The organism is Streptomyces sp. IBSBF 3136 (assembly GCF_036815105.1).
In the GTDB taxonomy this organism is placed as follows: domain Bacteria; phylum Actinomycetota; class Actinomycetes; order Streptomycetales; family Streptomycetaceae; genus Streptomyces.
Window position 1 is genome coordinate 1 of sequence record NZ_JAJSZC010000273.1, and the last position, 9293, is coordinate 9293.

Annotated in this window: 11 protein-coding genes and 1 pseudogene; 5 read left to right on the top strand and 7 right to left on the bottom strand. The window is 70.5% G+C overall.

Annotated features, from left to right (window positions below):
• Positions 1-447: 447 nt before the first annotated feature.
• The gene (locus V7E45_RS35715; RefSeq protein WP_333778428.1) at positions 448-1098 is read right to left on the bottom strand and encodes a DNA-3-methyladenine glycosylase; all 651 of its coding nucleotides are present in this window, start codon (positions 1096-1098) and stop codon (positions 448-450) included.
• Positions 1099-1198: 100 nt separating this feature from the next.
• Between V7E45_RS35715 and V7E45_RS35720 the strand changes: the two genes are divergently transcribed.
• The 3 genes from V7E45_RS35720 to V7E45_RS35730 all read left to right on the top strand — a co-directional run bounded on the left by V7E45_RS35720 (position 1199) and on the right by V7E45_RS35730 (position 3234).
• Positions 1199-1981, top strand: a complete 783-nt coding sequence (locus V7E45_RS35720; RefSeq protein WP_333778429.1) for a sporulation protein — start codon at positions 1199-1201, stop codon at positions 1979-1981.
• A gap of 40 nt (positions 1982-2021) precedes the next feature.
• The gene (locus V7E45_RS35725) at positions 2022-2561 is read left to right on the top strand and encodes a YbhB/YbcL family Raf kinase inhibitor-like protein (RefSeq protein WP_333778430.1); all 540 of its coding nucleotides are present in this window, start codon (positions 2022-2024) and stop codon (positions 2559-2561) included.
• A gap of 166 nt (positions 2562-2727) precedes the next feature.
• Positions 2728-3234 (top strand): HNH endonuclease, encoded by a 507-nt coding sequence (locus V7E45_RS35730; protein WP_333778431.1) that lies wholly within the window; start codon positions 2728-2730, stop codon positions 3232-3234.
• A gap of 85 nt (positions 3235-3319) precedes the next feature.
• On the opposite strand, the gene V7E45_RS35735 is transcribed toward V7E45_RS35730, so the two are convergent.
• The 3 genes from V7E45_RS35735 to V7E45_RS35745 form a co-directional block, all read right to left on the bottom strand.
• The gene (locus V7E45_RS35735; protein WP_333778432.1) at positions 3320-4285 is read right to left on the bottom strand and encodes an SPFH domain-containing protein; all 966 of its coding nucleotides are present in this window, start codon (positions 4283-4285) and stop codon (positions 3320-3322) included.
• Positions 4286-4396: 111 nt separating this feature from the next.
• Positions 4397-4828 (bottom strand): NfeD family protein, encoded by a 432-nt coding sequence (locus V7E45_RS35740; RefSeq protein WP_333778433.1) that lies wholly within the window; start codon positions 4826-4828, stop codon positions 4397-4399.
• A gap of 71 nt (positions 4829-4899) precedes the next feature.
• Positions 4900-5697 carry an ABC transporter ATP-binding protein gene (locus V7E45_RS35745; protein WP_333778434.1) on the bottom strand — a complete coding sequence of 266 codons (798 nt, stop codon included), beginning with the start codon at positions 5695-5697 and terminating at the stop codon, positions 4900-4902.
• Positions 5698-5846: 149 nt separating this feature from the next.
• Between V7E45_RS35745 and V7E45_RS35750 the strand changes: the two genes are divergently transcribed.
• A complete protein-coding gene (locus tag V7E45_RS35750; protein WP_333778435.1) occupies positions 5847-6635 on the top strand; it encodes a hypothetical protein in 789 nt (262 codons plus the stop codon).
• Between the two features lie 136 nt (positions 6636-6771).
• On the opposite strand, the gene V7E45_RS35755 is transcribed toward V7E45_RS35750, so the two are convergent.
• From V7E45_RS35755 to V7E45_RS35765, 3 genes are all read right to left on the bottom strand, one after another.
• Positions 6772-7017, bottom strand: a complete 246-nt coding sequence (locus V7E45_RS35755; RefSeq protein WP_333778436.1) for a chaplin — start codon at positions 7015-7017, stop codon at positions 6772-6774.
• Positions 7018-7187: 170 nt separating this feature from the next.
• Positions 7188-7829 (bottom strand): response regulator transcription factor, encoded by a 642-nt coding sequence (locus V7E45_RS35760; protein WP_333778437.1) that lies wholly within the window; start codon positions 7827-7829, stop codon positions 7188-7190.
• On the bottom strand, positions 7822-8967 hold the full coding sequence (locus V7E45_RS35765) for a GAF domain-containing sensor histidine kinase (protein WP_333778438.1): 1146 nt from the start codon (positions 8965-8967) through the stop codon (positions 7822-7824). The genes V7E45_RS35760 and V7E45_RS35765 overlap by 8 nt, the downstream gene beginning before the upstream one ends.
• 241 nt (positions 8968-9208) lie before the next feature.
• On the opposite strand from V7E45_RS35765, the pseudogene V7E45_RS35770 reads away from it, so the two are divergent.
• Positions 9209-9293, top strand: a pseudogene (locus V7E45_RS35770) (short-chain dehydrogenase); the annotation flags it as partial.

Genomic DNA, 9293 nt, shown 5'->3' on the forward strand with positions numbered 1-9293 from the left:
CTGTTGAGTTCTCAAGGAACGGTCGCTTCCTTTGTACTCACCCTCTCGGGCTTTCCTCCGGGCGCTTCCCTTCGGTCTTGCGTTTCCGACTCTATCAAATCTTTTCTCGATCCGATTTCCTCGGCGCTTTCCAGGTTTCCGCTCTCGCGTTTCCCTTTCCGGCGGTTCCGACTCTATCAGATCCTTTCGGCATCCGATTCCCGGTCGGCGGGATTGTCTGGGGCTTTTGGGCTTTCGCCCTTCGGCCTTTCGACATTCACTACGTTAGCGGAGCCCCTCGGGAACTCATAATCGAGTCTCGCGAGTTCGAATTAGGGCACGCGGGCGCGCCACAATCGACCCCGACGAGGGGTGGTAGCTAGGTAGTGGTTTGGCCGCTCCGGCTGCAGGCGATCGCCGTACCCGGTTCAGCGGCTCGGGCCACATTACGCACCTTCCAGGGTCGAGTCAACTTCGGCGGCGCCTGGGGACGTGGGCCCGGTAGGGGCTGACGGTCGGGTCGTCGGCCACCCAGTACCGCCAGGGATGGATCCCGCCGTCGCCTCCGTCGCCGGCCACTCCGGTGCGCGGACCGTTGCGTACCTGGTCGGAGGCGACGGGAGTGCCGGTCAGGATCTTTAGAGGAGTCCCGTCCGTGGCACACGCGTCCGTGCCGTCCAGGGCCCGGCCCACGTCGAGTGCGGTGGCGAGGCGGGCCGGACCCTTGGCCAGTTCCTTGTCGTTCCGGGCCGAAAGCCGACGTCTGCGGGCCAGTTCGGCGCCCTCGATCACCTCGCCCGCCCGCAGCAACACGGCACAGGCCCGGCCCTCAGGACCGCAGACCAGGTTCATGCAGTGCCACATGCCATACGTGAAGTAGACGTAGACGTGTCCGGGCGGACCGAACATCACCGCGTTGCGCGCGGTGCGGCCGCGGTAGGCGTGGGAGCCCGGGTCGTTCGGTCCGTCGTACGCCTCCACCTCGGTGAGGCGGACGGCGATCGGGCCGTCGGGCGTCGTCCGGACCAGGACGCGGCCGAGAAGGTCGGGGGCTACTTCCAGTACGGGGCGGTCGAAGAAGTCTCGGGGCAGTGGCATACGGTCCGGGGGCGCGATCATGCCCTCCGAGGGTAGTCCAGACGTGGTGCGGCGCCGGCGGAACCGGTCGTGGCCCTATCGCGTTTGTAGGGGTCGAGGGTCCATTCGTAAAGGGAGAGTCATGGCGTTCAAGAAGCTGCTCGCGAGCCTCGGGGCCGGTGGGGCGTCGGTGGAGACGGTACTGACCGAGTCCAACGTCGTGCCCGGCGGCGTCGTCCAGGGCGAGGTGCGGATCCAGGGCGGGTCCGTCAACCAGAACATCGAGGGCCTGTCCGTGGGCCTGCAGGCCAAGGTCGAGGTGGAGAGCGGCGACCAGGAGTACAAGCAGGACATCGAGTTCACCAAGGTACGGCTCGGTGGTGCCTTCGAGCTCCAGGCGGGGGCCGTGCACACGGTGCCGTTCGGGCTGGAGATCCCCTGGGAGACGCCGGTCACGATGATCGACGGGCAGTCGCTGCGCGGCATGCACATCGGTGTGACGACCGAGCTGGAGATCGCGCGGGCCATCGACTCCGGCGACCTGGACCCGATCAACGTGCACCCGCTGCCGGCGCAGAAGGCGATCCTGGACGGCTTCATCCAGCTGGGCTTCCGCTTCAAGAGCGCGGACATGGAGCGGGGCCACATCCGGGGCACGCGCCAGCGGCTGCCGTTCTACCAGGAGATCGAGTTCTACCCGCCGTCGCAGTACCGGGGCCTGAACCAGGTCGAGCTGAGCTTCGTGGCCGACGAGCACGCGATGGACGTCGTCCTGGAGATGGACAAGAAGCCGGGTCTGTTCAGCGAGGGCTCGGACACCTACCGCTCCTTCCAGGTGGGTCTGAACGACTTCCACGGGACCGACTGGGCGGCTTACCTCAACCAGTGGCTGTCCGAGGTCGGCAGCAAGCGGAACTGGTTCTAGGCTCGGAGCCACTGAACGAGAACGATCAGGAGGTACCGAGGTGACCGAGCTCAAGCGGCGGCCGCTCCCCCACGACTTCCATCCGCCCGTGCCGTCGTTCACGGTGACGAGTGAGGACATCGAGCCGGGAGCGACGCTGGGCAGCGCCCAGGTCCAGGCGGAGGGGAACACCTCGCCGCGGTTGCGGTGGGAAGGTTTCCCGGCGGAGACCAAGAGCTTCGCCGTGACCTGCTACGACCCCGACGCGCCGACCGGCAGCGGGTTCTGGCACTGGGTCCTGTTCGACATCCCGGCCTCCGTGACGGAACTGCCGGCGGGTGCGGGCAGCGCGGGGTTCAAGGGCCTGCCCGAGGGTGCCGTGCACGCGCGCAACGACTACGGGACGAAGGACTTCGGCGGCGCCGCTCCGCCGCCCGGGGACGGTCCGCACCGGTACGTCTTCACGGTGTACGCGGTGGACCAGGAGAAGCTGGGTCCCGACGCGGACGCTTCTCCGGCCGTCGTCGGCTTCAACCTGCGGTTCCACGCGATCGCGCGCGCCCAGCTCATCGGCGAGTACGAGGTACCCGCCCAGGGCTGACGCATCGCGATGGTGCGGCCCGACGTTCATTGAACGTTTGCCCGCCTCTGGTCTTGGAAGTGATCAGAGGCGGGCATTTTTTATTGCGTTGTCCATCTCGGCGCGCCCGTCCAGAGTTGATCCGAGCCCGCCGGGGGGTGGGCGGTGCACACGGGAGGTGGGCCGGATGCGTGACACGTTGGTGCTGAACGCGAGCTTCGAGCCGCTGTCGACGGTGACTCTGAACCGGGCCGTCGTGCTGGTCCTGCAGGACAAGGCCGTCGTCGAGCAGGCCCACCCCGAACTGCGCATGCGCGGTGCCGATCTGGACATACCCGCGCCCCGGGTGATCAGACTCTGCAGATACGTACGGGTGCCGTTCCGAAGACAAGCCCCGTGGTCGAGGCGGGGGGTGCTGGTCCGGGACCGGCACAGATGCGCGTACTGCGGGCGCAGGGCGACGACCGTGGACCACGTCGTGCCGCGGGCGCAGGGTGGGCAGGACACGTGGCTGAACACGGTGGCCGCGTGCGCGGAGGACAACCACCGCAAGGCGAACCGCACTCCGCAGGAGGCGGGGATGGCGCTGCTCCAGGAGCCGTTCGAGCCGACTCCGGCGGACGCGATGCTGTTGGCTCTGGGGCAGGAGGACATGGCCGCCCTTCCCGAGTGGCTCGCTCGGGCCGCGGCCTGAGTGGCCGCTGTCCCTGTCGCTGTCGCCCAGCGGTTCTCCGCGCCCCTGGAGGGGCGCGGAGCGGAACCGGCCTACGGTGCAACCGCTAGTCGATGCTCGGCTTCTCGCGGCGTTCGTTGCCCGGGCCGTTGTTCTGGGGCGGAACGGAGGCGCCGCCGCCGTTGCCGCCACCGCCGAAGGGGCCGAAGTTGCCCATCGCTCCGGACAGGCCCTTGAGGGCGTCGCCGATCTCGCTGGGGACGATCCAGAGCTTGTTGGCGTCGCCCTCGGCGATCTTCGGGAGCATCTGCAGGTACTGGTAGGACAGCAGCTTCTGGTCCGGGTCGCCGGCGTGGATGGCCTCGAAGACCGTGCGGACGGCCTGGGCCTCGCCCTCGGCACGCAGCGCGGCGGCCTTGGCCTCACCTTCGGCGCGCAGGATCTGGGACTGCTTCTCGCCCTCGGCGGTGAGGATGGCCGCCTGGCGCGTGCCTTCCGCGGTGAGGATCGCCGCGCGCTTGTCACGGTCGGCGCGCATCTGCTTCTCCATCGAGTCCTGGATGGAGGTGGGCGGTTCGATGGCCTTCAGTTCCACACGGTTGACGCGGATGCCCCACTTGCCGGTGGCCTCGTCGAGGACGCCGCGCAGAGCCGCGTTGATCTCCTCGCGGGAGGTCAGGGTGCGTTCGAGGTCCATGCCGCCGATGATGTTGCGCAGGGTGGTGACGGTGAGCTGTTCGATGGCCTGGATGTAGCTGGCGACCTCGTAGGTGGCGGCCCGGGCGTCGGTCACCTGGTAGTAGATGACGGTGTCGATGTTCACGACCAGGTTGTCCTGGGTGATCACCGGCTGAGGCGGGAACGGCACGACCTGTTCGCGCAGGTCGATGCGGTTGCGGATGGTGTCGATGAACGGCACCACGATGTTCAGGCCCGCGTTGAGCGTGCGGGTGTAGCGGCCGAAGCGCTCGACGATCGCGGCGCTGGCCTGTGGGATGACCTGGATGGTCTTGATCAGGGCGATGAAGACCAACACCACCAGAATGACCAGGACGATGATGACCGGTTCCATCGTGTACCCCGTACCCCTCTCCGCCTCGGCGCCTTCGGCAGAACCCGTGGTTGCCGAAGATCTTGCTGGTCGAGTCTGACAGACGGCCGCCCAACTCGTGGGCAGGATGCCTCAGATGATGATCGCGGTGGCTCCTTCGATGTCGACGACGTCCACCTCCTGGCCGACCTCGTAGGCGCGTGCGTTGTCGAGGGAGCGGGCCGACCAGATCTCTCCGGCGAGCTTGATGCGGCCGCCGGATCCGTCGACGCGTTCCAGTACGACGGCCTGTCTGCCCTTCAACGCGTCGATGCCCGTGACGAGTCGGGGGCGCTGGTTGCCGTGGCGGGCCGCGATGGGCCGGACGACGGCGATGAGGGCGACGGAGACGACGACGAAGGCGAGGACCTGGACCACGGCGTCGAAGCCGAGGCCGGCGGCGGCCGCTGCCGCGACGGCGCCGACCGCGAGCATGCCGAACTCGGGCATCGCGGTGACCACGAGCGGGATTCCGAGCGCCGCCGCGCCGACGAGCCACCACACCCATGCGTCCATGTCGTTCACAGGGGTCATGGTAGGACCGCGGTCGGGCGGCGGACAGGGCGCGAACGGGAGCGGGGAGGGCTCCCGAGGGGTCAGGACAGGGGCAGGCCCTGGGCGGTCCAGCGGTCGCCGAGCTGCTCGACGACGAGCGGAAGACCGAAGCACAGGGAGAGGTTGCGTGAGGAGAGTTCGAGCTCGATGGGGCCGGCGGCGAGGACCTTGCCCTGGCGGATCATGAGGACGTGGGTGAAGCCGGGGGCGATCTCCTCGACATGGTGGGTGACCATGATCATGGAGGGGGCGATCGGGTCGCGGGCGAGCCGGCCGAGGCGGCGGACGAGGTCTTCGCGGCCGCCGAGGTCGAGGCCGGCGGCGGGCTCGTCGAGCAGGAGCAGTTCGGGGTCGGTCATCAGGGCGCGGGCGATCAGGGTGCGCTTGCGCTCGCCCTCGGAGAGGGTGCCGAATTTACGGTCGAGGTAGTCGCTCATGCCGAGGCGGTCGAGGAAGGCGCGGGCGCGCTGTTCGTCGACGTCCTCGTACTCCTCCTGCCAGCCGGCGGTCATGCCGTAGGCGGCGGTGAGGACCGTCTGCAGGACGGTCTGGCGCTTGGGGAGCTTCTCGGCCAGGGCGATGCCGGCCACGCCGATGCGGGGGCGCAGTTCGAAGACGTCGGTGCCGGGGGTGCCGAGGGTCTCGCCGAGGATGGTGGCGGTTCCCTTGCTGGGGTAGAGGTAGCTGGAGGCGACGTTCAGGAGGGTGGTCTTGCCGGCGCCGTTGGGGCCGAGGATGACCCAGCGCTCGCCCTCCTTCACCGACCAGGAGACCTGGTCCACCAGAGCCCGGCCCTCGCGGACCACGGATACGTCCTGAAGCTCCAGAACATCGCTCATGAGCGCGTTGTCTCCCCTTGCAGTGTGCCGGTCTCGGCTGTCGCGTACGCCTGTGGCTCGGTCCGCCGCGCCGGTGGGCGCAGCCCGTATGAAATCTACGCCACGAGCGCCCCGCTCCATTCCATCGGTCCGGTCCTTAGGGTGGGGGCATGCTCATGGAACCGCGTTCAGGACGCCTTGCCGCTTGGGGAAATGCCCTCTTGGCCGGACTTGTCTCTCCGGACGACGCCTCGCTCGCCATTGTGGGCGAGGACACGGTGCACCGGGTGGAGGGGCTGCCGGGTGAGCCGGCGCCGGTCGGGCTCACGCTCGCGCTGGGGCGGTTGCGGGCGCTGGGGGTGACCGGTCTGCGGGTGGCGCTGCCGGCTCCGGGTCATCCGCTGGGGCTGAGCGGGCCGCCGGAGTTCAACGCGCGGGCACTGGAGGCGGAGGAGGCGGTGGTCTGCTTCGGCGCCGCGTTCGGGCTGGTTCCGGAGGCGTACGAGGCCGGGCCCGAGGGTGATGTGCATGCCGAGGTGGTGTGGCGGGTGCTGCCGGTGCGGGAGGCGCCGCCGGCGGACGTGCCGTCGCTGGGCGAGGCGGAGCGCGAGCTGGCGGAGGCGCTGCGGGAGGCGACCGAGGTGCTGGCGAAGCTGGATGTCGCCGGGTCGGGCCCGGTGGCGGAGGCGGCGATCGACGCGTATCGGGCGCGGGCCGAGCCGGGCCGGGAGGTACTGGCGCCGGGATATCCGCCGCGGGCGGTGCGGGTGCTGGAGCTGGCTCAGCGGGTGGGGCTGCTGATCTCGCTGGCCCATGGCAACGGGCACGGGGCCGCGGTCAGCGCCTCCGAGATGGCGGCCCGGTCGCAGGCGCTGCGGCCGGTGGAGCGGACGGCCCGGCGGGCGCAGGTGGCGGCGTACAACTCCGTCGTGGAGGAGCGGGAGCGGGGGGTGCGCTGATCCTCGCTGACCCCACTGATCCTCGCTGGCCCCGCGGACTGGAGCGCGGGCCGGGTTCAGGGCGCCGATGACGTCGGCCGAAGACCCGACAGGCCTCCCGGTGGGCCCGGGAGGCCTGGGCTCAGTGGCCGCGGAGTCAGTGGTTGACGCCGAGGTTGCCGAAGGCCGGGTTCAGCGCGCCGATGACGTTGACGCTGTCGCCGACCACGTTCACCGGGACGTGCACGGGGACCTGGACGACGTTGCCCGAGACGACGCCCGGGGAGCCGTGCGCCTCGCCGCCGGCCCAGGCACCGTTCGTGGCGGAGGCCATGCCCGCACCGGCGGCGATCAGTCCCCCGGCCACCATCGTCACGGCCGCTGCCTTCTTCAGGTTCTTCACTTTCAACCCCTCCTGGGCGTTCACCGCGGTGTTCACCGCGGCACGCACTGGAGAACGGCGGAGAACGCCGGAGGATGCGCCATCCGGGTGACATTCCCACGACGGTATGAATCTCAGTCCGGAGCGGAACCTCGTCGGTCGCCGCCGGGTGGGGCGCCGGGTGGGGCGTCTCAGCCGGTCACGCCGTGGCGTACGGCCCACAGGGCGGCCTGGGTGCGGTCGGCGAGGTCGAGCTTCATCAGGATGTTGGAGACGTGCGTCTTGACGGTCTTCTCGGACAGCACCAGGGCCCGGGCGATCTCCCGGTTGGAGCGGCCGTCGGCTATCAGGCCGAGCACCTCGCGCTCCCGCTCGGTGAGCGAACCGCCTCTGCCCTGCCCGGAGTTGACCTCCTCCTGGGAGAGCAGGGCGCCCGCCACCTCCGGCTGGAGCAGGATGTGCCCGGCGTGCACGGAGCGGATGGCGCCGGCCAGGGCGTCGGGGTCCACGTCCTTGTACACGTAGCCGGCCGCGCCCGCGCGCAGGGCCGGGACGACCGTGCGCTGCTCGGTGAAGCTGGTGACGATCAGCACGCGTGCGCGGTTGTCGAGTTCGCGGAGCCTGCGCAGGGCGTCGATGCCGTCGGTGCCCGGCATCTTGACGTCCATGAGGACCACGTCGGGCCGCAGTTCCTCGGCGCGGGCGACGCCCTCGGCGCCGTCGGCGGCCTCGCCGACCACCTCGATGTCGTCCTGCACCTCCAGGAAGGTGCGCAGTCCCCGGCGGACGACCTGGTGGTCGTCGACGATCAGCACCTTGATCCGGTCAGCCACCGGGGACCTCCATCTCGATCGTGGTGCCCTTGCCGGGCGCCGATTCCACGGTCAGCGTGCCGCCGACGCCGTCGGCGCGGTCCCGCATCGAGACCAGGCCCAGGTGGCGTCCGGCGCGGCGGACCGTTCTGGGGTCGAAGCCGCGGCCGTCGTCGGTGACGCGCAGGACGGCACCGCCGCCGCGCCGGCCCACGGTCACCTCGACGTGGTCGCCGCCGGAGTGGCGCAGGGCGTTGTGCAGGGCCTCCTGGGCGACCCGCAGCAGCGCCTCCTCCTGGGCGGCGGGCAGGGCGCGGAAGCCGTCGCAGGCGAAGGTCACGCGCGCGGTGTGGGCGCGGTCGAGGACCTGGGTCTGGGTGCGCAGGGTGGCGATGAGGCCGTCCTCGTCGAGGGCGGCGGGGCGCAGTTCGACGACGGCGGCGCGCAGTTCGTCGGTCGCCTCGGCGGCGAGCGCGGCGACCTGGTGCAGCTCGCCCTTGGCGCGGGCCGGGTCGCGGTCGACCAGCGCGGCCGCGGCCTGGGCGGTCAGGCGCAGCGAGAAGAGTTTCTGGCTGACCGCGTCGTGCAGCTCGTGGGCGAGGCGGGAGCGCTCCTCGGCGATGGTCAGCTCGCGGCTGCGTTCGTAGAGGCGGGCGTTGGTGAGGGCGATGGCGGCGTGCTGGGCGAGGAGGGCGAGGAGTTCCTCGTCCTCCTCGGTGAAGCCGCAGCCGCCTCCGGGTTTGGGGCAGTTCTTGTTCGCGAGGAACAGGGCGCCGATGACCTCGTCGCCGTCCTTGATCGGCAGTCCCAGGAAGTCGGACATCTCCGGGTGGGCGGACGGCCAGCCCTCGAAGCGGGGGTCCTCGCGCACGTCGGCCAGGCGCTCGGGGCGGGCCTCGCGCAGCATGGCGGCGAGGATGCCGTGCTGGCGGGGCAGCGGGCCGATGGCCTTCCACTGGTCGTCGCTGACGCCGTCGACGACGAACTGGGCGAAGCCGCCGTGGTCGTCGGGGACCCCGAGGGCGGCGTACTGCGCGTCGAGCAGTTCGCGGGCGGAGGCGACGATCGTCTTGAGGACGTCGCGCACCTCGAGGTGCCTGCTCATGGCCAGCAGCGCGGCGCTGACCGCGGCGAGGCCGGACCGGGGGCCGTGACTCATGCCCTCACGGTACCGGCGGGGTGTGACGGCGCGGATCGGGCCGGTGGCGGCGGGGTCCGGTCCTATCGGCCTAGGTCCGGGGGGCTAGGACCGGTGGGCTAGGGCCCGGGTCCCCGGGCCTGCGGTGTACGCCGAAGGGCCCCGCCGTGTTGCGCCCCGCGCCCGAGGCGGCGGGGGTGCGGCCGTTCCTAGGTTGTGGTCACCGCCCGGTGGGGGCGGCCAGTGAGAGGGGACGGATGTCATGCCGGTAGCGATCATCACAGGCGCGTCCAGGGGGCTGGGCCGGGCGCTCGCCGAGGCGCTGACCGCCCGGGGGTGGGATCTGG